Origin of the sequence: Paludibacter sp., from assembly GCF_009712605.1 — a bacterium.
GTDB lineage: Bacteria > Bacteroidota > Bacteroidia > Bacteroidales > Paludibacteraceae > Microbacter.
The window spans coordinates 471,045-494,674 of sequence record NZ_WASO01000015.1; the positions used below are offsets into that span (position 1 = coordinate 471,045).

General features: G+C 42.1%; 13 protein-coding genes. 12 read left to right on the plus strand and 1 reads right to left on the minus strand.

Annotated features, from left to right (window positions below):
• The first annotated feature begins 123 nt into the window (after positions 1–123).
• Positions 124–1,689: an ADP-ribosylglycohydrolase family protein gene (locus tag F8N35_RS14375; protein ID WP_293054494.1), complete on the plus strand. Its 1,566-nt coding sequence runs from the start codon at positions 124–126 to the stop codon at positions 1,687–1,689.
• 12 nt (positions 1,690–1,701) lie between these two features.
• Complete coding sequence (locus F8N35_RS14380; RefSeq protein WP_293054591.1) at positions 1,702–3,108, plus strand: DUF5009 domain-containing protein; 1,407 nt, start codon at positions 1,702–1,704, stop codon at positions 3,106–3,108.
• 1 nt (position 3,109) lies between these two features.
• Here the strand turns inward: F8N35_RS14380 and F8N35_RS14385 are convergent, their stop codons facing one another.
• Positions 3,110–3,850, minus strand: coding sequence for a copper homeostasis protein CutC (locus tag F8N35_RS14385; RefSeq protein WP_293054497.1), 741 nt, complete (start codon positions 3,848–3,850; stop codon positions 3,110–3,112).
• A gap of 315 nt (positions 3,851–4,165) precedes the next feature.
• On the opposite strand from F8N35_RS14385, the gene F8N35_RS14390 reads away from it, so the two are divergent.
• From F8N35_RS14390 to F8N35_RS14435, 10 genes are all read left to right on the plus strand, one after another.
• Complete coding sequence (locus F8N35_RS14390) at positions 4,166–4,744, plus strand: RNA polymerase sigma-70 factor (RefSeq protein WP_293054500.1); 579 nt, start codon at positions 4,166–4,168, stop codon at positions 4,742–4,744.
• A 526-nt stretch (positions 4,745–5,270) separates the two neighbouring features.
• On the plus strand, positions 5,271–6,266 hold the full coding sequence (locus F8N35_RS14395; protein ID WP_293054503.1) for a FecR domain-containing protein: 996 nt from the start codon (positions 5,271–5,273) through the stop codon (positions 6,264–6,266).
• Between the two features lie 265 nt (positions 6,267–6,531).
• Complete coding sequence (locus tag F8N35_RS14400) at positions 6,532–9,531, plus strand: SusC/RagA family TonB-linked outer membrane protein (protein ID WP_293054506.1); 3,000 nt, start codon at positions 6,532–6,534, stop codon at positions 9,529–9,531.
• A 20-nt stretch (positions 9,532–9,551) separates the two neighbouring features.
• Positions 9,552–11,120 (plus strand): SusD/RagB family nutrient-binding outer membrane lipoprotein, encoded by a 1,569-nt coding sequence (locus tag F8N35_RS14405; RefSeq protein WP_293054509.1) that lies wholly within the window; start codon positions 9,552–9,554, stop codon positions 11,118–11,120.
• A gap of 491 nt (positions 11,121–11,611) precedes the next feature.
• Positions 11,612–14,899: a SusC/RagA family TonB-linked outer membrane protein gene (locus tag F8N35_RS14410; protein ID WP_293054511.1), complete on the plus strand. Its 3,288-nt coding sequence runs from the start codon at positions 11,612–11,614 to the stop codon at positions 14,897–14,899.
• A 19-nt stretch (positions 14,900–14,918) separates the two neighbouring features.
• A complete protein-coding gene (locus tag F8N35_RS14415) occupies positions 14,919–16,484 on the plus strand; it encodes a RagB/SusD family nutrient uptake outer membrane protein (RefSeq protein WP_293054513.1) in 1,566 nt (521 codons plus the stop codon).
• 43 nt (positions 16,485–16,527) lie between these two features.
• Positions 16,528–17,955, plus strand: coding sequence for an alpha-L-fucosidase (locus F8N35_RS14420; RefSeq protein WP_293054516.1), 1,428 nt, complete (start codon positions 16,528–16,530; stop codon positions 17,953–17,955).
• Between the two features lie 89 nt (positions 17,956–18,044).
• The gene (locus tag F8N35_RS14425; RefSeq protein ID WP_293054519.1) at positions 18,045–19,907 is read left to right on the plus strand and encodes a hypothetical protein; all 1,863 of its coding nucleotides are present in this window, start codon (positions 18,045–18,047) and stop codon (positions 19,905–19,907) included.
• A gap of 24 nt (positions 19,908–19,931) precedes the next feature.
• Complete coding sequence (locus tag F8N35_RS14430) at positions 19,932–21,377, plus strand: alpha-L-fucosidase (RefSeq protein ID WP_293054522.1); 1,446 nt, start codon at positions 19,932–19,934, stop codon at positions 21,375–21,377.
• A 22-nt stretch (positions 21,378–21,399) separates the two neighbouring features.
• On the plus strand, positions 21,400–23,262 hold the full coding sequence (locus F8N35_RS14435) for a beta-galactosidase family protein (RefSeq protein WP_293054525.1): 1,863 nt from the start codon (positions 21,400–21,402) through the stop codon (positions 23,260–23,262).
• Positions 23,263–23,630 lie beyond the last annotated feature (368 nt).

Consider the following 23,630-nt stretch of genomic DNA (forward strand, 5'->3'; position numbering starts at 1 on the left):
AGGAACGGGCCTGAAAAAGCAGAGAGCTTTCTTGTTTTAGTATCCCGGAGAGGTCAAAATGAATATAGGTGAGATTTGATTGGTAATAGATGAACTATTTTAATTCCTCGAAAATTTAGCAACATGAAGAAAATTATAATTGCAGGAGCTTTGTTGTTTTCGTTGTCGGCATTTGCCGGACAACAGCAGCCGTTGAAGCATATCTCGTTCGAGACGTATAAAGATAAAGTGGCCGGCGGTTGGGCTGGCAAAATGATTGGCGTGGAATATGGTGCAGCCTTTGAATTTGTGCATGATAATGAACTGTTTGAAGGTGAAGTGCCCTGGGATAAGGCCAAGGTAAAAGAGGCGTTAGCCAACGACGACTTATACGCTCAGATGAGTTTTATGATGGTGATCGATAGCCTGGGACTCAATTGTCCGGCTTCAGCGGTGGCGGCTTCGCTCGCTAATGCTAAATTCGAGTTGTGCCATGCCAATCGAATGGCTCGTCGCAACTATTGGAAGGGCATCATGCCTCCTCTGAGCGGCAATCCGAAATACAACATGCATGCCGATGATATCGATTTCCAGATCGAGTCCGATTTTGCAGGCTTCATTAATCCGGGAATGCCTCAAACTGCTGAACGCTTGTGCAACCGCTTGGGGCACATTATGAACTACGGCGACGGCGTTTACGGTGGAACGTTTGTGGCCGCCATGCATACAGAGGCTTTCTTCGAGAACAATGTAGAAACGGTGATCCGTCAGGCGTTGAAGTCAATTCCGGCCAAAAGCCAGTACGCACAATGTGTACGGGAAATTCTGGCAGGTTACAAACAGCATCCCGACGACTGGCGCAAAACTTGGAAAGAGTTTACCGATAAATGGGGCGAAACCGATATTTGTGTCCCTAACCATCCTTTCAATGAAGATGCCAAGTTTAATGGGGCTTACGTGGTGCTGGCGCTTCTTTACGGTAATGGTGACATGTTGAAAACGATGGAAATTGCCGTTCGGTGTGGGCAGGATACCGATTGCAATGCGGCTACTGCAGCAGGCGTGTTGGGCGTAATGAAAGGATATGGTACTTTGGATGCCGAATCAAAAAAGTATATCGAAGAGGTTGCTGATAAGGATTTTATTTATACCAACTATACTTTCCACAAAGCCATCGACCGTTGTTTTCAGTATGCCAAACAGAATGTGCAAAAGAATGGAGGCCGATTGGCGGGCGGTGCATTTTTAATCCGGGAGCAACAACCGGTGGCTCTCTATCCGCTCGAACATTCGTTCCCAAATATTCGTTACAGCTACGAAACGGTGGTGACACAGCCGAAAGACTGGAGTTTCAAAGGTGCCTGGAAAGATTTTGTGATCGGGCGTGGTGACAACTCTGTTTTCAAGAACTCGGTGACTCCGGGCAATGAATGTACGCTGTCCTTTACCGGAAAAGCCATCCTTCTCGAAGGCTATTGTCACAACAATGGAGGAATGGCAAAAGTTTATCTTGATGGTAAATATATCAAAACGATCGATTTTTATTACCGTGAAGAAGCCGGCATCTACTTTGGTAACCGTGCTCATCTTTATCATGAACTGAATCTGACACCCGGCAAGCACACCTTGCGACTGGTGACGGTCGGCGATAACAATCCAAGATCGACCGGCAATAACGTTTGGGTGGAACGAGCGATGATTTATAAATAGATTTTTATGGCAATTCAAAAACGATCCAACGCTATCGACGCGTTGCGGGGATATGCAATATTGACAATGGTATTGTCGGGTGCTGTGGCCGATACGTTGCCGGCCTGGATGTATCATGCGCAGACGCCGCCACCCGATCATATATTTAATCCGGCCATTTACGGTATCTCGTGGGTCGATCTGGTTTTTCCCTTCTTTTTGTTTTCAATGGGTGCGGCCATGCCTTTTTCGTTGGGCTCGAAAGCGGAGAAAGGGGTGCCACTCCGTAAGTTGCTTTTCGATTCGTTGATTCGTGGGCTGCAACTGGCATTTTTCGCCATCTTCATCCAGCACATGTACTCGTTCTCACTCAGCAATCCGCAGGATTACCGGGCCTGGTTTACCACTCTGAGCGCTTTTGTCTTGCTGTTTCCCATGTTTATGCGTCTGCCATCGCAGATGCCGACTTGGACGCATCATGCCGTAAAAGTGGGGGCTTACCTGATTGCCGTGGTGATGTTGGCGACAGTTCGGTATGCCGATGGAAAACAGTTCGACTTGAATTACAGTAATATTATTATTTTGCTGCTTGCCAATATGGCGGTGTTCGGCTCGGCTATCTACCTGATGACACGTACACGTCCGTGGTTGCGGGTGGCAGTTTTGCTATTCATTATGGCCATTTTGCTCTGTTCAACCGATGCTTTCAACGGCTCGTGGCAAAAGGCGTTGTTCGATTTTTCTCCGTTTCCATGGTTGTATAAATTCAACTTTCTGAAATACCTCTTTATTGTCATTCCGGGAACCATTGCGGGCGAGTATGTGCGGGAGTGGTTTATTCGTCCGGCTTCTGAGAGTGGTAAAGAAAAAGAGAAACCGATGGCTGGCGCATTGGCTTTGCTGGGAGTTATTCTGATTGTTGTTAACCTATACGGACTATTCAGTCGTCATTTGGTGCTTAATCTGGGTGCGACTGTTGTTTTATTGGTGTGCGGAGGATTTTTGGTACGTCGTGCTGAGTCATCTTTTGCTTTGTTGTGGCGCAAGTTATTCCGTGCCGGGGCGTTGTTGCTCTTGTTGGGCCTCTTTTTCGAAGCGTTTGAAGGCGGTATTCGTAAAGATTACGCCACCTTCAGCTATTTCTTTGTTACGTCGGGACTTGCCTTTATGGCTTTGATGACGTTCTCAGTCCTGTGCGACTACTTCGGCTGGCACAAGGCAACCTCATTTCTGACGCTTTCGGGACAAAACCCGATGATTGCTTACGTGGGCGCCGATATGGTTATCTATCCCCTGTTCAATATTCTGGGACTATTGCCTCTCTTTTTCAAATTTTGTGCAGATGGCTGGTGGGGGCTTTTGCAGGGAGTGGTGATCACCGCTTTGGTAACGATGATCACTATGTTTTTCTCAAAAATCAAATGGTTTTGGCGAACGTAGACTATTCGAAGGCTTTTTTGACGGCAGCAATATTTTCCCCGTTGCACTCGTACCAGCTGAAATCTTTTACTTCGCCGGGAGAACAAAGCGACAGTGTGGTCAATCCTTGCATCGGACTTTCGACCCGTTTTTTTCCGGATAAGTGAAGCTCTTTCACCCCTAACGTGTTAATGATGTTTTTGGCATTGTCGGGGGTAATGCCACCTCCCGGAAGGATGATAATTTTGTCTTTGGCTGCTTCTACCAGTTGTTGTAGCATGGGCAGTCCTTCCATAACGGAGTTTTCACAACCGGAGGTGAGCACCCGCTCAACACCGCATCCGATCAGCCTTTGCAGTTCCTGAAGCGGATCGACGCATTGATCGAAAGCGCGGTGAAAGGTAACCGACATGGGTCGTGCAACGTCGATTAATCGTTTCAGAGCTTCCGTATTGATGGTGGCGTCTCTGTTAAGCACACCGATCACGACGCCGTTAACGCCCATCTTCTTGCAGATCTGAATCTCTTTTTCGATTGCTAAAAGTTCGGTGTTGTCGTAAACAAAATCGCCAACCCGTGGACGAGTCAAGACATGGAACGGAATGCTTACGGATTCGCGTACGAGCTCAATGGTTCCGACAGAAGGAGAGAGTCCTCCCTCAGCAAAACCGGAACAAAGCTCAATCCGATCGGCTCCGTTATTGGCCGCAACTAAAGCCGCTTTAGGTGTGAAGGCAGCTGTTTCTATCAAAATATAAGACATGGTAGATGTTGTTGTTTTTAACAAGTTTTTTACTAATATGCTCTTGTGATATAGTTGCTTTTATTTAACATTTGGTGGCTCATTAATTAATAAAATGTGGTGATAATTTTTTTTGTTCTGGTTATAGTTTCAACTGAAATTATGTATAACTTTACATATTGAATTCGACCACTTATTGGTTTTTATTATCACGGAGTTGGTAAATTTGACTAATAATCAGATTTAGACTTTGAACTAAAGATCCGTTCTTCTCTCCCAAAAATAAAGAGACCGAGTGACAATCCGTTTTGTATCGGATTGCTATTGCCCAATTGTATGATAAACACTGAAAAGAATTTTGCCGATCGTTTGCGTAGCGACGATAAGAAAGTGATAGATGAAATATTTGCTTTATACCACATAAAGATATTTCGGTTTTCTGTGTCTTATCTTAAAAATGAAGACGATGCGTATGATATTGTACAGGAGGTGTTTATAAAAATATGGGAAGCGCGTTTTTCGCTGAAATCGGATACAAATTTTGACGCATTTATTTTTACGATTGCAAAAAATGCGGTAATGTCTCTTTTCAGAAAACGGCTTAGCGAACAAAAATACCTCGATTACCTTTCAGAGTCGGCTGTTTCAAATGCTCTCGATACAGAAGAGCAAACCGACTATGTTTTTCTGCGGCAAAAGTACGAACAACTTGTGGAAACACTGCCTGTGAAACGGAAAGAAATTTTTCTGTTGAGCAGAGAAAAAGGTCTTAGTAATAAAGAAATTGCATTAAGACAAGGTGTTAGCGAAAAAACCGTGGAAGACCATATAACCAAAGCCCTGACTTATCTGAAAAAGCAGTTAAGCAATTACGGTATCTGGACTCTCCTTTTCTATTTCCTTTTTGTTGAATAAACGATTTGAGATTTACACCTCGAATAGCACGGTTTGCAATGTCATTTTCTTCTCATTGCAACCACAGCGTCACCCCTCTCTTTAATGTCAGCAGGTAGCTTATTGCTATTGCCTTGCTGCAAATACAAATTCCGTGTTTGTGTTTAAGCAAAACACGGCATAATTAGTCGGCTGGCAAAATAGAAATAGACAAATTACCTCTATTTTAAACGAATCTGTTTTATAGCATGTTTGATTCTGGTTGTTATTTTTTTTGAAAAAAGAAGCCGGAATAAGTTTCTGTGTAATGTTAGAGCAAATTCTCAGAGTTCGAAATAAGAAGTAATCTCGTTGAAAAATAAATAATTAACATGAGAAAAGTCTAAATTGGAAGATGAGCGGCTATTTTTGTTACTTAATGTATTTTACGGGATACATACAAAAGTACAGACATGAAAATAAATATTGCATTTTGATGAAAAAAAAATTACAAACAGAGCAGGGGTTAATAAAGAGTAAAACGTTATACATATAGATTAAGGCAAAAATGGAGAATTTGATTGTGAAATACTATAGAGGGAATTACACCAGAGAAGATCTGGAAAAAATGAAGGAGCTCTTCGGGAGAGAAGGGTTCGACGCGCAATTGTCGGATATTATGAAAATGCAATGGAACCTGACTGATGATGATGCGATAGGAGACAAAGAGCGTTTTGATTCGGTACTGAAAAATATTCATAGTTCCATTGATATTGCAGAGAAGAAGGAATCGGCGATGAGACGCTTTGTAATCGGATTTTCTAAGATAGCGGCTATTCTGATTATACCCATTGTGGCCATCTTCTTCTTTTTACAACATAACCAGTCAAAAAGCAAGCTCGAAGCGCAAAATATAATTTCTGCTCCACGGGGATCTGTAAAGCAGGCTGTTCTTCCTGACGGAACAAAAGTCTGGCTAAACTCCGGAAGCAGTCTGGCATATAAAGGTAGTAGTTTTAACGATAAAATCAGAAAGGTAACCCTTACAGGAGAGGCTTACTTCGAGGTTACAAAAAATCCGTCCCGTCCTTTTGTAGTCCGTGGCAACGAAGTTTCGGTCAAAGTTCTCGGAACCAAATTTGATGTCAGATCTTATCGAGAAGATGCAAAAGTAAATGTGACACTGATGGAAGGTTCTGTACGGCTTACAGACTCGCAGGAAGTACCTTCTGATTTATGTACCCTTAAGCCTGATCAACAAGCAAGCCTGAATAAACAATCGGGTAAATTGGTTGTTAAGCAAGTAGATGCCAGCAACGCCAATGAATGGATGCGTGGTAATTTGCTCTTTGACGATGAAGAGCTGGATCAGATTGCACATTGTATCGAAAGAGAATACAATGTGACGGTTAAATTTAAGGACGAAGCAATTAAACATTTGAGATTTTACGGAAAGTTCAAAAAAACTCAGCCTTTGGATGATATATTGAATATTGTTGTTTCCAAACAAAACTTTCACTATACGAGAAAGGGAAATACTATTGTTTTTTTAAGTAATCAATAGCAGTCTCATACAGCTATTATATGCTTAGATAAATTCAATACTTTTTTAGGTTATGTCTCGGATTTAATATTCGGGTACTTTGGCGAGGGGTTGAATATGTGAGGGTGAAGAGAGATGAAAATGTGACGGATGAAAAGGTCAGTGCTTAAACATTATTGAATATTATATCCCGTGGCATGTGTAACGGTTTTATTGTTGCATTGCCCGGGAGCATATAATATGAGCGACACACACATCAATTTTTAATTTTAATTTTTTATCAGGTATGAGAAAAACAATGACTTTGCTATGCCTATTCATAGGCATATGTTGGGCCTCGGCTCAAACAAAGATTACTGGTACTGTGGTTTCTGCTGATGACGGGCAGCCTGTTATTGGTGCTACTGTAGTAGCAAAAGGAACTTCTGTGGGTACTGTAACCAATGTTGATGGAGCTTTTTCTATCAACGTTCCTTCCGGTGCTAAAACACTGGTATTTTCCTACGTTGGGATGGTTGCGACAGAAGCTGCACCTCAAAACGGAATGAAAATAATACTGAAGTCGGATACAAAGCAAATGAAAGAAGTTGTAGTAACTGCTTTAGGTATTAAACGCGATAAAAAGACTCTTACCTATGCGTCTCAGCAGGTTGGTGGCGACGAACTCAAAAAAGCTTCCGATATGAACTTCATGGATGCTTTGAGTGGAAAAGCTGCAGGTATCGATATTAAGACAAGCAGTTCCGGGGCCGGCGGTTCAACCAAAGCCGTGTTGAGAGGGAATAAATCTATTTCAGGTCTTAGCGAACCCCTTTACGTTATTGACGGTATCCCAATGGTAAATAACAAGCATGACCAGCCGGGTTCATACGGAGGAACAGATACTGGTGATGGTTTGTCTCAGATTAACCCCGACGATATTGAAAGCATCAACATTCTGAAAGGAGCTAATGCTTCTATTCTTTATGGTAGCCAGGGTGCTAATGGTGTTGTTTTGATTACAACCAAAAAGGGAAAAGCAGACAAAGTGAGTGTTAGTTTCAGCTCAAGTACGATTTTTGAAAATGTATCTCAGTTACCTAAACTGCAATATACATATGGTGCTGTAAATGGTTCTGATTATAGCTGGTCAACTACAAAAAGCGATAGCTATCAGAAAGATTATGTGAAAAATTTCTTCCAAACAGGCGTAAATACCATCAATTCAGTTTCAGTTACTGGCGGTAATGCTAAGACACAGGTATACTTCTCTTATGCAAATACTTATGCTAAAGGAACTATGCCTACCAACTCATATGTAAAAAACAACTTTACATTTAATTCTTCTACTAAATTGTTGAATGATAAATTGACTCTGAGCTCAGGTGTCATTTTTGCTCAGGAAAAGACTAAAAACAGACCGGGCGCAGGTTATTATGACAACCCGTTAACAGGTTTGTACCTTTTCCCTCGCGAACGCGATTTCAACTATTACAAGACAAATTACGCTAAGTTCAATTCAGACAGAAACTTGAATGTAATGAACTGGTTCTCTTCTGAAGAAAAAGAAAACAATCCCTACTGGATTCTTAATGAAGATTCAAAACTTGATCAAACAAAGCGTGTAATCGCTAATATGAAAGCAAGCTATGAGATAAACAAACACCTGAAATTGGAAGTTCGTGGTAATATTGACTATGCTGATAAGCTGCAAGATTATCGTTTAGCAGCCGGAGGTAACTCTGTTTCAGTAAAACCGACAGGCAGCTGGACTTATGCCAATTATAACGACCAGGCATTATATACGGATGGAATTGTAAGTTACAACAATACATTTGGTAAGCTGAGTGTAACCGCTTTAGCGGGGTTGGCTTATCAAAACAACACTTTTAGCAATGGTATTTCTGCAAATTCTAACGCAGGTGATGGCTTGATTTTCCCGAATTTCTTTGCATTACAAAATCTTCCTGCTGCAGCAATTGTACAAAATACAATTGACAGATCAATCAAAGAAGGTGCTTTTGCTAATGTTCAGTTAGGATATAAGGATATGTTGTATTTAGATTTATCTGGTAGAAATGACTGGGCTTCGACTCTCTCATTAACTCCAAATGATTCTTATTTCTATCCTGCAGTAGGTCTTACCGGTATTATTAGCCAAATGGTCAAATTACCGGAAGCAATTTCTTTTGCTAAAGTACGTGCTTCTTGGTCTAATACTGCAAATGATGTGCCTTTCAATAAAATTGAAAAATGGTATACAGTAGCCAACAAAACAGGTGGAACAACAGCTCCTACTTATGCTCCATTCAACAATGCTAAACCGGAAATGATAACAAGTAACGAAGTTGGTGCTGAAATGAGATTTTTGAGCGGTCGTATTGGTATGGAAGCAACATACTATTATGATGTAAGCAAAAACCAATTTGTTCAGGTTTCGGCTCCGTCAGGTTCAGGCTATGATTATCAGTTCCTGAATGTAGGAAAATTAGTAAACAAAGGATTTGAATTGACTCTTGATGCAGAACCTATTAAGTCAAGAACTTTTGGTTGGAAAACATCCGTCAACTATTCAATGAATACGAATAAAATTGAAGAGTTAATTGCTTCAGACCCTAATTATGCAATAGGTAGTAATGATGAAGGTTTTAAGACTATTCTTAAAGCAGGCGGTTCTTTCAATGACCTTTATGTATATCATTTCGCTCGCAATAGCGCAGGTCAGATCATTTTAGATGCAAATGGCAAACCAACTGCAGAAGGAACACAGACTTATGCAGGAAACGTAAACTCAAAATGGAATTTGGGATGGAACAACTCCGTTTCATATAAAGACTTCTTTTTGAGTATGCTTGTAACCGGTAAATTTGGCGGCGTTTGTATCTCTAAAACACAAGCATTCCTTGATTCTTATGGAGTAAGTAAAACTACTGGTGATGCCAGAGATTTAGGTTATGTTGCCGTTAATGCAATTCAGGGAACTACTGCTGTTAATCAGGTCGATCCCGTAAAATACTATTCAGTAGTAGGTGATAGAAACGGCATCATGGAGCCTTATGTATATTCCAGGACAAATGTTCGTTTGTCACAGCTCTCAATCGGCTACAATATTAATGTTAAGAAACTTCACTTGCCATTGCAGGATGCTTCAGTATCTTTAGTAGGTAGAGATTTGTTCTTCTTCTACAAAAAAGCTCCATACGATCCGGAAAGTGCGATGAGCACAAGCAATTCGATGCAGTCTAATGAAGTCTTCAGTATGCCGGCATCACGGTATTATGGAATCAACTTGAAGGTTAATTTCTAACATTTAAAATGTACAATTTTATGAAAAAAATAATATTTTCAGCATTTATGTTGGTTTCTCTGGTTGCTTGTACCGGCAACTTTGTGACAGAGAATGAAAACCCGTATACGCTTTCAGAGCAAATGCTAACTCAGGATAATAATTTATTGGGCTCTCCTTTTTCCAGCATACTTTCTAACTTATCTGGCTTTCAGGTTGATGATAATTTGTTAAACGATTGCTTTGCCCGTCAAATGGCAACCGGAACTCCTTTTGCCAGTGGAATTAATAATACCACTTATTATCCTACTTGGAATACTTTCTGGAGTGAAAGAGCATATACAGTTATGTCTGCAACTAAGAAAGTGATTGAAAATGCCAAGAAATATAATTTGCCAATGTTTGCAGACTGGGCAAAATTAGCACGTGTCTTGGTTATGTCTAAAGCAACTGCTATTTATGGTCCGCTTATCTATTCTAAATATGGAACTCAGGGTTCAACTGTTCTTTATGATAAAGAATCGGATTTGTATAACACTTTCTTTGCTCAGTTAGATACTATTCAGGCTGATTTCAAGGCTAACAGTGCTTACACTGGTTTCAAAAAATTCGATGCCAGCTATAATGGAGATATTCCAAGCTGGATGAGACTAGTTAATTCATTGCGTTTGAGACTGGCTATCCGTTTAGCAAAAGTGGCACCGGCTTTAGCAAAAACTCAGGGTGAAAAAGCACTCGCTGATGCAGCCGGTCTGATTACAGATAACAAATATAATTTTACCACCAGCTTAAATGGAAGTAAATTGCCGCTTGCTACCATTTGTTTCGATTGGGATGATACTCGCATGGATGCTGCAATGGAATCATTCCTCGTTGGGTTGAATGATGGACGTATTGCTAAATATTTCCAACCAGCTGCTGATAATACTTTATATTCTGATCATCCTTCATATCCTTACAAGGGTATTCGTAATGGCGCTTATCTTGATAGCAAAGGCCAGCATATCAATTTCTCTAAAATTAATGCCAGCTTCAGTTCTGTAACTTACAGAAAGCACTTTACTGCTGCTGAAACCTATTTCTTGATGGCAGAAGCTGCGTTAAGAGGTTGGGCTGGCGCAGGTGATGCTAAAACTGATTATGAAACAGGTGTTAAACTGTCGTTTTCTGATTGGGGCGCAGGTGGTGTAGATGCATACCTTGCTGATGCAACAAGCACTCCTATCAATTATATCGACCCAAAAGACAGCAGAAATAGTTTTACCACTCGTTCAACTGTGACCGTGGCATGGAATAATGCAGATCCTATTGAATTGAAATTGGAAAAAATTATTACTCAAAAGTGGATTAATACATTTACCAATTCACTCGAAGCATGGGTTGATATGCGTAGAACCGGTTATCCTAAATTGCCTTTCAATGCTAAAAATGACAGCAATGATACATGGGGAACAATTGGCGCTACCGATTTCATCAAACGTATGCCGTTTGTAGATAGTGAAAGAACAAGTAATGCAGCTGGTGTTGCCGATGCAATTACAAAGCTTGGTGGCCCGGATAAAATTTCTACCCGTTTGTGGTGGGATACCGGAGCAGCCTCAAACTTCTAATTCAAAAAAATGAGTGCACTTCCTTTTATGGGAGTGGACTCTTCTTAAAGGTCTATTCTGTGTAAACCTATGAATTAATATAGTATAGCTGACAGATTTAGGAACAAATACCCATCATTTATCTCGTATAGTCTGTTGGTAAATATATTTTTCTCGCTAATTGAAAGTGCTGATGAATCCTCATCTATGTGTTGTTGATTGTGTGTAGAGTAATGAGGATGTGTTGATGGAGAGTATAGCCAGAGAGAAAGAAAAGCATGCAGGATAGATTTTCATGCCCTTTCGCAATTTATTTGCGGAAGGGCTATTTAAGTAAAAAAACAGATGTTTTTTATCTCTGTTGATATTCAATGAGTTGTATATTGATAACCGAGTGTTGGTGAAAACGAGATGATTATAAAGGAAACGCAATTCAATAAAACGACTTCCCGATCAGATAAGTAAAAGTATTCGTACTATATTTGCTTAATAATCTACACTAACCCAAAACGATGAAGCGTTTATTGATATTAGCTGTGATTTGTTACTCAACTGTGGTATTCGCCCAGGTTAAAAAAGTGACCATAACTCTTCAAAATGCCACTGTAAAAACAGCATTGGAAGTCTTACAAAAACAAACAGATCTTTCTCTGTGGTTCAATACCCGTGATGTAGATCTGAATAAGAGTGTGTCTGTGAAGTTACAGTCAAAATCAATAGACGAGGCGCTCGACGCTATACTTGCCGGTCAGCAGGTTTGTTATGAACTGAAGTCTGATCATATAGTCATTACCAGAAAAACTAATTTTAGCCTGTCGCAACAAAACCAGACTACCACAGTAGATCGAAAAGTGAATGGTACTGTTACTGATGAAAACGGCCAACCGATGCAGAACGTAGTAGTGAGAGAGAGACGGTCCCGGGTTGGAACTATTACCGACGAAAACGGGCGATTTTCACTCAATATCCCGGCAGATACAAAAACGTTACAATTCTCATGTCTGGGAATGTTACCTTTGGAGTTACCTGCATATAATGGCATGAAAGTGCAAATGCAACAAGATGACCGCGAAATGGGTGAAGTAGTAGTAACTGCATTAGATATTAAAAGAGATAAAAAATCGCTTCCTTATTCATCTCAATCTATTGACGCGGATGAAATATCAAAAGGGAGAGATATGAATTTGGCTTCAAGCCTGAGTGGAACAGTATCAGGTATTAACTTATTGCAAAGTGAATCGGGAGCCGGAGGTTCAACCAAAATTACTTTAAGAGGACCCAAAAACATTACATCAACCAACCAGCCTCTCTTTGTCATTGACGGGGTTCCGGTATCTAATTACCAGACATCAGATCCGTATGGATTTTATTCCGGTCGTGACAGTGGTGATGGATTATCCAATATAAATCCTGACGAAATTGAAAGCATGACCATACTGAAAGGTGCAAATGCGGCGGCTCTTTATGGTAGTCAGGGCTCAAACGGAGTAATTCTGATTACCACAAAAAAAGGGATAGCAGGGAATACTAAAATTACCTTGAATTCGGGTGTTAAGTTTACATCTGTTTCAGAATATCCTCAGTTACAGTATGAATATGGACAAACGTCATTGGGTGCGGATGACAGCTGGGGCGCAAAAGGGAATTACAAGAATATAATCAAAGATTTTTTTAATACAGGAACCACGATTCAAAACAGTATTGCTTTGAGCGGAGGTAACGACAGAATGACGACTTATTTTTCTTATGGCAATGCTTTCTCCTCGGGCGTAATGCCTACCAACAGCTATGCGAAGAACAATGTCAGTTTCCGTCAAACTTCGGCATTCCTCGAAAACCGGCTCTCGGTTTCGTCAAATGTGATGCTGACAACCGAAAGCCTTCATAATACTATATTGAACGGGTATTACTGGAATCCTCTTTTGGGATTGTATAATTTTCCCAGGGGACTCGACTTTACATATTACAAGAACAATTATCAGAAACTAAATACTACCCGTAATATAATGGCTCAAAACTGGCCGATAACGGGTAATGCAGAAGGAGAGATGAATCCTTACTGGATATTGAACAATGATCCGGATGATACAAAAACGAAACGTATAATAGGTAATGTTACTCTGAAATATAATCTGATGAAGGGGGTGACAATCTCAGCACGTGGTAACTATGATTATACTAATCAGCTGTATGAAATGAAGGCGAAAGCTACTTCCAGTCCTGTGTTGGTGAGTGACAACGGCCGTTATATTTACTCAAATCTCGACAGTTGGCAAGCGTACGGAGATGTTTTACTGACATTTGATAACCCGATTTCAAAAAATATTGACCTTCATGCTGTATTAGGTGCAGCGTATCAGAAAAAAGTAGTGGGTGATGGTCTTTATATAGATAGCAATGTTTACGGACTGACTATCGTCAATAATTTTACAATACAAAACATAGCATCTCTATTAGCATTTAATAACTCCCAAACGATTTCATCACGGATTGCTAAAGAATCGGTTTTTGGAAATATATCACTGGGTTACAAAGGATTGCTGTATTTAGATTTGTCCGGGCGTAACGACTGGGCTTCATCATTGGCGTTTACAGGACATCTGGCTTATTTTTACCCTTCAGTCGGAGTGTCTTTGATCATGAGTCAGATGCTAAGGTTGCCTAAATTTGTTAGTTTTGCTAAGTTAAGAGCTTCATTTGCAGAAGTCAGTAACGAAATCCCGTCGTTTATGACCAACGTGACCGGTAGTGTTTCTTCCAACGGCTATACCGGTAGTTTTGTGAAGTCGTTTACGGAACTAAAGCCTGAAATGTCTGATAATTATGAAGCCGGCTTGGAACTCAGACTGTTTAGTAACCGGTTGGGTATAGACTTTACTTGTTATCAGATTGAAAACCGAGATCAGTATCTGCAATTGCAGGCGCCATCGGGGTCTGGATATACAGCATATTATGTCAATGCAGGAAATGTTCGAACGAAGGGAGTTGAGATTGCTATGACAGCAACGCCGGTATCAAACAAAACGTTTATCTGGAACTCGATTGTGAATTTTAGTTCGAACCATAATAAAATCACAACATTGGGTAATCAGTTAACCGGCTATTATACCATTCCTGGGGGAGGAGAGGGTTATGATATGAAGGTAGTGACCGGAGGCTCGATGGGAGATCTTTATACATTTGCATATGTTCGTGATGCGAAAGGCAATATTGTGCTTGACGATCGTCATGTGCCGGTCAAAACAACTATAGAAAAAAAAGTAGGGAATGCGAATCCGGCCTGGATGTTGGGATGGAATAATAAGTTTGCATATAAGAATATTCAGTTTAGTTTTATTGTCGATGGTAAGTTTGGCGGTAAGTATATTTCAATGACACAGGCTTATCTTGATCGCAATGGAGTTACCAAGGTTACTGCGGATGCCAGAAATGCGGGAGGAGTTTATGTGTCAGGAGTAATGACCGATGGAACGCCCTGGTCGGGGATGGTTGATGCGAAGGAATATTATACGGGAACGGCAGGTCGCGGAGGTATAATGGAGCAATACGTTTATGACGCTACTAATGTACGTTTGCGTCAGGCTGCGTTAGGATATACATTTAGCTTTAATAAGGCAAAAAACCGATGGTTCAAAGATCTTACACTTTCATTGATTACATCGAACCTGTTCTTCTTTTACAAAAAGGCACCCGGGAATCCCAACATGACAATCAGTACGGGTAATGGAACACAGGCTGTGGAAAATTTCGGATTGCCTCCTGTAAGAAGCTATGCATTTAATCTTAAACTGAACATGTAATTGTTGTATTGTGGCAAAAATGCGCAACATATTATTTTTACCCTTGTTGATACTAATCCTTGGAAGTTGTACCGGTACTTTTGAGGAGACGAATACCAATCCTTACGGTGTGACGCAGCAGGATTTGTTGCAGGATAATATGATTGTGGGCAATTATTTTTATGGTTTACAGCAATATATATATACCATCTACGGAGACCTGCAGGTAGAGCAAAACCTGACCGGAGATGCATTTGCTCAATACATGGTTACTCCGACTCCATTTATGTCGAACAGGAACAACCTGACTTATAAATTTGTATGGTATAGCAATCGCTGGAACAACGATTACGCGAACGTAATGCCGATAATTCTCAACTTCCAGCGCTTAAAGATAGATAAACAATATCCGAATTTTTATGCATGGGCAACGGTTCTGAAAATTTTTTCCATGCACAGGGTGACAGATGATTATGGGCCGATTATTTACAGCAATTATGGATCTTCTGATGCTATCATCAATTACGATTCACAACAAAAAGTTTATTACTCGTTCTTCTCAGAACTGGATTCGGCCATTAATATGCTCAGTTCATATGCGGGGCAAAGTACAGGCGTTTTCAAAAAGTTTGACCTTGTTTACGGCGGCAATGTGGTGAAATGGATCAGAGCAGCCAACTCTCTGCGGCTCCGTCTGGCCATACGTATCTCAAAAGTGGATCCCGCAAAAGCGAAACTTGAAGCTGAAAAAGCTGTGAGTCAGTCTTATGGTGTGATTGAAGATAACAGTGATAATTTCATGGTGGCTCTCAACAGTTATACACATCCATTATGGACTTTCAGTAATGGGTGGAGCGACTCCCGTATGTGTGCTACGATGGGTTCAATTTTGGGTGGATATAAAGATCCCCGTTTGCCCATCTATTTCAGCCCGGCAACCGACGTTTCTATAGCGGGTAAATATGTAGGCATTCGTCAGGGTATTGACATCCCCTCGAAGAGCACATATGTGGATTTTGCAAGTATCGGTTCCATGTATGAGACAACAAAATATGTGCAGATAATGACCGCTGCTGAAGTGGCATTCCTTAGAGCAGAAGGAGCTCTGAGAGGATGGAATATGAGGGGGACTGCGGCTTATTTCTATAATCAGGGGATAAACCTGTCTTTAAGCCAATACGGATTGTCAAGTAACTATCCGGTTTACTCGAATGACAGTACAAGTACATTTGCGTCTTACGTTGATCCAAAGAATGCGACAAATAATTTTGCTCCTTCCAGCAATATTACAATTAAGTGGGATGAGAGTGCAACTCAGGAGCAAAAACTGGAACGGATTATTACCCAAAAATGGATTGCCCTTTTCCCTGACGGGCAGGAAGCATGGTCCGAATTCCGGCGTACCGGCTATCCGAAACTGTTGCCGGTAGTAGTGAATTATAGCGGAGGAACCATCAGTACCAAAGATTTTGTACGTCGAACGCCTTATCCCGATGATGAGTACCTGACGAATCCTGATGGAATTGCAGGCGGTCTGCTCTTGCTAGGAGGACCGGATACCGGGGGAACACGTGTGTGGTGGGATACCGGAGGAGCTAACTTTTGATGAAACGAGACGATGATTATTAGCTTTTTATTTTGAAATATTTATGAGACAGTTTATTTATTTGATTTTTGCGGTAATATTGTTTCCTGTTGATCTTTGTGCTCAGGAAAATAATCTGCATCACCAGTCGTCAACTTACCAATGGCCTACTGATCCCGAAGTGAGGACTAAGCTGGACACCTGGCAGGATCAGAAGTTTGGAATGTTGATTCATTGGGGATTATATGCAGTGCCCGGCATTATCGAGTCGTGGCAAATTTGCTCTGAACCTTGGATTGAACGCGACAGTACCATGACGTATGATGAATACAAACAGTGGTACTGGGGACTTAAAAAGGATTTCAATCCTGTAAAATTCAATCCCGAACAGTGGGCTCTGGCCGCAAAAGATGCGGGCATGAAATACGTTGTGTTCACAACCAAACATCACGACGGTTTCTGCATGTTTGACACTAAACAGACCGACTTCAAAATAACTAACGGTCCGTTTGCTTCCAATCCCCGTGCTGATGTGGCAAAATATGTTTTTCAGGCATTCCGTGATCAGGGCTTCATGATCGGGGCTTATTTCTCAAAACCCGACTGGCATTCGCAGGATTTCTGGTGGTCGAAATACGCGACTCCGGATCGCAATACCAATTACGACATACGCAAGTATCCATGGAAATGGAATCGTTTCAAACAGTTTACTTATAATCAAATCAGTGAATTGATGAATAATTACGGTTCTATTGATTTGCTTTGGCTTGATGGTGGCTGGGTGCGTCCGTTGGAAACAGTAACGGATGAAGTGCGTTCCTGGGGAGCAGCCATTCCCGCATGGAATCAGGAGGTGGACATTCCCCGTATTGCCGCAATGGCCCGAAAAGCTCAACCGGGCTTACTGGTGGTCGACCGTACAGTAGCCGGCCCGTATGAAAACTATCAAACACCCGAACAAACTATTCCCGACAAGGCACTTGATCACCCGTGGGAAAGTTGCATAACATTGGGCAATGCCTGGGGCTGGGTTCCTAACGAACAATATAAATCTCCGAAAAAGGTGATTCATAAACTGATAGAAATTGTGGCTAAAGGCGGCAGTTTGTTGTTGGGCGTAGGTCCACGTGCTGACGGAACTGTTGAACTTGCTGAAGTAAAAATTTTGAAACAGATAGGCGACTGGATGAAAATTAATGGCCAGGCTATTTATGGAACCCGCATCAGCTCTGTTTTAAGAGACGGCAATACGTTCTTTACTCAGAGCAAAGATGGCAAAACTCAGTACGCTTTGGTTTGCCTGCCCGAAGGACAATCAGTTCCAAAAACCGTTGAGTGGAAAGGGAATGTGCCTAAAAAAGGAGCTAAAATGATGTTGATCTCTTCCGGCACAAAAGTGAAATGGACTGTCGTGGGTGACATTGTCAAAGTAACCTTGCCTGCATCTTTCTCTAAAAAAGGAGAATATCCTGCTCTCGCATTTGCATTCTGAAAGAATGACAGGTGCTGTTGATTTACGCGTTGTTGATGTATCTGCCGGAATTATAATGTTTTTCCGGTATCAGATATAAAAAAACTCAGATGAATAAACTTTTCATACTATTCTTTGGGCTGATTGCATTTCCGGTAATGACATCTGCCCAAACCGGAAGTTTTGCCGAGCCTGTGCGTTATGTAGGTGGCGAAATTGCCGATCCTACAGTGCACGATGGCAAACTGCGTTTGGCAGTTGGAGTGGAAAACCGTCAGGTGTTGCGGGCAAACCGTATGCATCCGGAAATGGCAGACAACTTTGGTTGGACCTACAATCATGCTCCCAATATTGCATATTGGAACAAGAGGTTCTTTCTGCAATATATCAGCGGTGCAATTGACGAACATGTAGCTCCGGTTCACACCATGCTGGCAACCTCTCCTGATGGGCGAAACTGGTCAAAGCCTCAGGTTGTTTTCCCTGAATATAAAGCACCGGCAGGGGTTAAAATTCCCGAAGGTTATACCGGCTACATGATGCATCAGCGGATGGGCTTTTACGTGGCTCCGGATGGTCGTTTGCTGGTTCTGGGCTTTTATGGGCACACAGAACATCCTTTCGGTAAAGGCGGAATCGGCAGGGTAGTGCGCGAAGTTTACAAGGATGGCTCGTTTGGCCCCATTTATTTTATCCGTTACAGCAGTTATAACAATTGGAACGAAAGCAATACCAGCTATCCGTTTTATACAAAATCGACCGATAAAGGGTTTGTTGTTGCTTGTAAATCATTGCTGGCCGACAAACTAATGACATTGCAATGGCTTGACGAAGATACCGGTAAAGACGACAATTATTTTCCGCTTGGAGCGGCCCGTGACAGCCTGGAAGCAACCAGTTTCTATCATCGTAAAGACGGTAAAGTGGTGTTTCTATGGAAAAAATCGATGTGCGCTCTTTCGGATAATGAAGGAGCAACAGTCTCTCATCCAGTGAAAGCGCCGACACTGATTATGCCGGGAGGAAAAAACTGGGGGCAGCAGACGAAGGACGGGCGTTTTGCCATGGTTTACAATCCGATAGCTACACAGGAGTATCGTTATCCTTTGATTGTGGTAACCGGCGATGATGGCATAATTTACGATAATATGCTGGTCGTACACGGCGAAGTGCCTGCCAGACGTTTCTTTGGTCGTTGGAAGGATTTTGGTCCCAACTATACCCGTGGTATTGTGGAGGGAAACGGTAATCCTCCGGGCAATGATATGTGGCTCACCTATAGTGTGAACAAGGAAGATATCTGGGTAAGCCGGGTGCCGCTTTCTGTACGCTATGCAGTAACCGGAGATGTAAATGATACATTTGATAATCTTCAGGTGAACGGTGCAGTGCCAGACTGGAATATCTATGCTCCGCAATGGGCGCCCGTCAATGTGGTTGAGTTTCCCGACACTAAAAACAAGAGTCTCGAACTTGCCGACAGCGACCCTTACGATTATGCCAAAGCGGTTCGGATTTTCCAGACAGGAACGAATGTAAGACTAAAATTTAAGATCTACCCTAAACAGAACAACAACGGTATGTTGTGCATCGACGTGAACGACCGTTATGGCAATCGTCCGGTACGTTTATGGTTCAATGAAAATGGAAATTTGTATGCACAAGACGGCAATACGCCGAAATTGCTGCAGAAATATGTTTCCGGAAAATGGTACGAGATTGCAATCGATGTCAATGCCTCTTTGAAAGGAGATTATAGTGTCGTGGTTAATGGCGAAACGGTATTGAAAAATGCACAGTTGGCAGAGGCTGTTAAGTCCGTAGAACGACTTTCTTTCTGCACGGGAGCTTATCGAAATAAACCTGACCGTACTACACCGAATCAGCAGGTAGCTCCTCCTCTTGCCGGAGCCGACGAACAAGTGCAAACAGCAATCTATTATATTGACAACGTGGATATTGTTTCGCGTTAATTGTAAAAATCAAATACCTAATCAATGAAGAATTTTTGGATGTTGGCCTTTTTGATACTGGCTTTCTCAGTTTCAGCCCGGAAAAATGTTGCTCCACCAACTCCGGTGCTACCGATACCTTCCAATGCCCAGCTTGCTTGGCACGATATGGAACTGAATGCGTTTATTCACTTTACAACAAATACGTTTACCGATTTGGAATGGGGCCTCGGTAGCGAAAAAGAATCAGTTTTTAATCCTTCCGGTGTTCATGCCGATCAGTGGGTGTCGGTGTTGAAAAAAGCCGGTTTCAAAGGAATTATTCTTACCTGCAAACACCATGACGGCTTTTGCCTTTGGCCTTCGAAATATACCGAACACTCTATCAAAAACAGTCCGTATAAAAATGGAAAAGGTGATATCGTAAAGGATTTATCCGACGAATGTAAGAAACAACAGGTGAAATTCGGCGTTTATCTCTCTCCCTGGGATCGTAATCGGGCCGACTACGGACAGCCTTCATATATAGAGTATTACCGCAATCAATTGAAAGAATTGTTTACCACCTACGGGCCGGTTTTCGAAATGTGGTTTGATGGAGCCAACGGTGGTTCGGGTTATTACGGTGGTGCCAACGAAACACGCAACGTGGATAAAACCAACTATTACGACTGGCCTAATACGCTGAAGCTGGTTCGGAGTATGGAACCCAATATCATTTTCTTTAGTGATGCAGGTCCCGGCGTGCGCTGGTGTGGTAATGAAGAAGGCCGTGTCAGCACTACGAACTGGAACACGATTACGCCAGATACGTTATATGCCGGTAAAACCGGAGTTGAAACGTTGCTGGGCACTGGTGCCGAAAATGGAACCAGCTGGATTCCAGCAGAGTCGGATATTTCCATTCGTCCGGGATGGTTTTATCATGCCAAGGAAGATAGTTTGGTGAAGACACCCGAAAAGCTGTTTGATATCTATATGAAAACAGTGGGTCGTGGATCGTTGATGTTGCTCAATGTGCCACCCGATCGTCGGGGAATGTTTCACGCAAATGATGTGAAAGCACTTGAAGGATTCCGGGCTTTGCTCGACCGTGAGTTCAGAACTGATCTGGCGCGTACTGCAAAAGTGAAGGTAAGCTCTGTACGTGGAAAATCGAAGCTTTATGGTAGGGCAAACCTTACCGACAATAACAAAGAAACCTACTGGGCAACAGATGATAATATGACTACGGGTACCATTGAACTGGATTTTAAAAAAGCAGAGACAGTGAAGTATGTTGTTCTGAAAGAATACATTAAACTAGGCCAGCGCGTCAAAACCTTTAATGTTGAAGTAAATAAAAACGGACAATGGACAAAAGTGGCAGACGAAACTACCATTGGGCATAAACGCATCTTACAACTCGATCCGGTAACAACCGACAAGGTAAGAGTAAACATTACAGGCTCTAAAGCTTGTCCGGTAATTTCGGCTATAGAAATCTATTAATTCTCAAAACTATAACCTCTTTATGTTGAAGAAAATAACCGTTTTAATACTCATGGTGTTGGCCGGTGCTTCTGTCGGTTTTGCTCAAAAGAAGTCCCATACATTTCAGATTGCCAACGGACAATTTTTGTACGACGGGAAAGCTGTTCAAATCCATTCCGGAGAGATGCACTACCCACGTGTGCCCAAAGAATACTGGCGTCACCGGATGCAGATGATGAAAGCAATGGGATTGAATGCGGTGTCGACCTGTGTTTTCTGGAACTATCACAATACGGCTCCCGGTGTTTGGGATTTTAAGTCGGAGAACCGCGATTTGGCTCAATATATAAAGACTGCTCAGGAGGTAGGTCTCTTTGTGATCTTGCGTCCCGGGCCGTATGTTTGTGCCGAATGGGAATTCGGAGGCTACCCGTGGTGGTTGCAGAACAATAAAAACATTGCGATCCGCAATAATCAGCCATTTCTCGATTCGTGCAAGGTATATGTCAACAAGCTGGCCGAACAGGTGCGTAACCTGCAGGTAACACACGGCGGTCCGATTATTATGGTGCAGGTAGAGAATGAATTTGGCTCTTACATGTCGCAACGAACAGATATTCCGCGTGAACAGCATCGCCAGTATTACCTGTCGGTGATGAAAATGCTGAAAGATGCCGGTTTTGATGCACCGATGTTTACTTCCGACGGCTCCTGGTTGTTCGACAATGGCGCAATAGAAGGCGTTTTGCCAACGGCCAACGGCGAAGATAATATCGATAACCTCAAGAAGAGCGTTGACAAACACTATCCCGGCGGTCCTTACATGGTGGCCGAGTTTTATCCCGGGTGGATCGACCATTGGGCGGAGCCATTTACTCATATCGAGCCGGATCAGACGGTGAAGCAGGCAGAGAAATACCTGCAAAACGGAATCAGCTTCAGCTTTTACATGATTCATGGCGGAACCAATTTTGGATTTACAGCAGGAGCAAACTACAACGAAGAGCACGCCATTCAACCCGATATTACCAGTTACGATTACGATGCTCCGATTAGCGAAGCCGGTTGGGCAACACCCAAATATATGGCTTTGCGTGAGTTGATAAAAAAATCGGTGAACTATCCTGTGCCTGAAATTCCGGCCCGTATTCCGGTTATAACCGTGCCTGATATCAAATTCGAGAAAAGCACGAATCTGTTCGATTGGAAAAAATCGATCAAGCCGGTTTACAACGATACGCCGATGTCGTTCGAACAGTTGGGGCAGGGGAGTGGCTATGTGCTCTACAGTAAACGTTTTACACAACCGTTGAACGGAAAAATGACGATTCCGGGCATTCGCGATTATGCGTTGGTGTATGTGAACGGCAAAAAGGTGGGAGAACTCAACCGGCAGAACAATCAATTCGATCTGGAGGTAAATATTCCATTCAACGGACGACTCGATATTCTGGTGGAAAATATGGGGCGCATCAACTATGGTGCTGAAATCCCTAACAATACCAAGGGCATTATTTCGGCCGTGAAAATAAATGATTTTGAAATCACAGGCAACTGGGAGATGTACAAAATTCCGATGGATAAAACGCCTGAAATTGTAGCGAATGCAACGCCTGCAAAATCCGGCTTGCCAGCAATCTACTCTTCTTCGTTCAGCGTGGATAAAGCCGGAGATATGTTTCTGGATATGAGAGGCTGGGGCAAAGGAATTGTTTTTGTAAACGGGCATAATTTGGGGCGCTATTGGAAAGTAGGACCTCAGCAAACCCTTTATTTGCCGGGTTGCTGGTTAATTAATGGTACCAACCAAATTGTAATTTTCGAGCAACAGAATGACAATGTTCCATCTGTTGTCAAGAGCGTGGAGCAACCTGTGTTGGATGTGCTCTCAAATAATCCGTAAGGCAAGAGATTGTGTAGCTGTTTTACGGATTTAACCCAAATTCCGCAATAGCGGAATTTGCCCGAAGGGCTGACGAAAAATAATATTTTTGTCAGGGTTAACCCCGACATTTTTGCAGGTAATCTGCAAAAATCGTCGATTAATCAACATAAATTTTTCTATTGATTAATTTGGGTTTAACCGGAAGCGGAAGGTAATTAATATAATCTTCATGACGAAACTCATCTTTGCTGAGTGTTAGTCAGGCTAATTTTGGGGAAGCCCGCTTCCGGTTTTTTGATTTTTTGTACAATCACTCACAGTTTTCAAGTAGTTTATTGTCTTTAGGTGAGATATAGATTGTTATATAATGTTTATATTTGGAAGTC

Coding starts and splice junctions, on each gene's coding strand:
- F8N35_RS14405 (WP_293054509.1), top strand. CDS start 9,552: ATGAAAAAAATAATATTTTCAGCATTTATGTTGGTTTCTCTGGTTGCT.
- F8N35_RS14415 (WP_293054513.1), top strand. CDS start 14,919: ATGCGCAACATATTATTTTTACCCTTGTTGATACTAATCCTTGGAAGT.
- F8N35_RS14430 (WP_293054522.1), top strand. CDS start 19,932: ATGAAGAATTTTTGGATGTTGGCCTTTTTGATACTGGCTTTCTCAGTT.
- F8N35_RS14385 (WP_293054497.1), bottom strand. CDS start 3,850: ATGTCTTATATTTTGATAGAAACAGCTGCCTTCACACCTAAAGCGGCT.
- F8N35_RS14400 (WP_293054506.1), top strand. CDS start 6,532: ATGAGAAAAACAATGACTTTGCTATGCCTATTCATAGGCATATGTTGG.
- F8N35_RS14410 (WP_293054511.1), top strand. CDS start 11,612: ATGAAGCGTTTATTGATATTAGCTGTGATTTGTTACTCAACTGTGGTA.
- F8N35_RS14420 (WP_293054516.1), top strand. CDS start 16,528: ATGAGACAGTTTATTTATTTGATTTTTGCGGTAATATTGTTTCCTGTT.
- F8N35_RS14375 (WP_293054494.1), top strand. CDS start 124: ATGAAGAAAATTATAATTGCAGGAGCTTTGTTGTTTTCGTTGTCGGCA.
- F8N35_RS14435 (WP_293054525.1), top strand. CDS start 21,400: ATGTTGAAGAAAATAACCGTTTTAATACTCATGGTGTTGGCCGGTGCT.
- F8N35_RS14390 (WP_293054500.1), top strand. CDS start 4,166: ATGATAAACACTGAAAAGAATTTTGCCGATCGTTTGCGTAGCGACGAT.
- F8N35_RS14425 (WP_293054519.1), top strand. CDS start 18,045: ATGAATAAACTTTTCATACTATTCTTTGGGCTGATTGCATTTCCGGTA.
- F8N35_RS14395 (WP_293054503.1), top strand. CDS start 5,271: ATGGAGAATTTGATTGTGAAATACTATAGAGGGAATTACACCAGAGAA.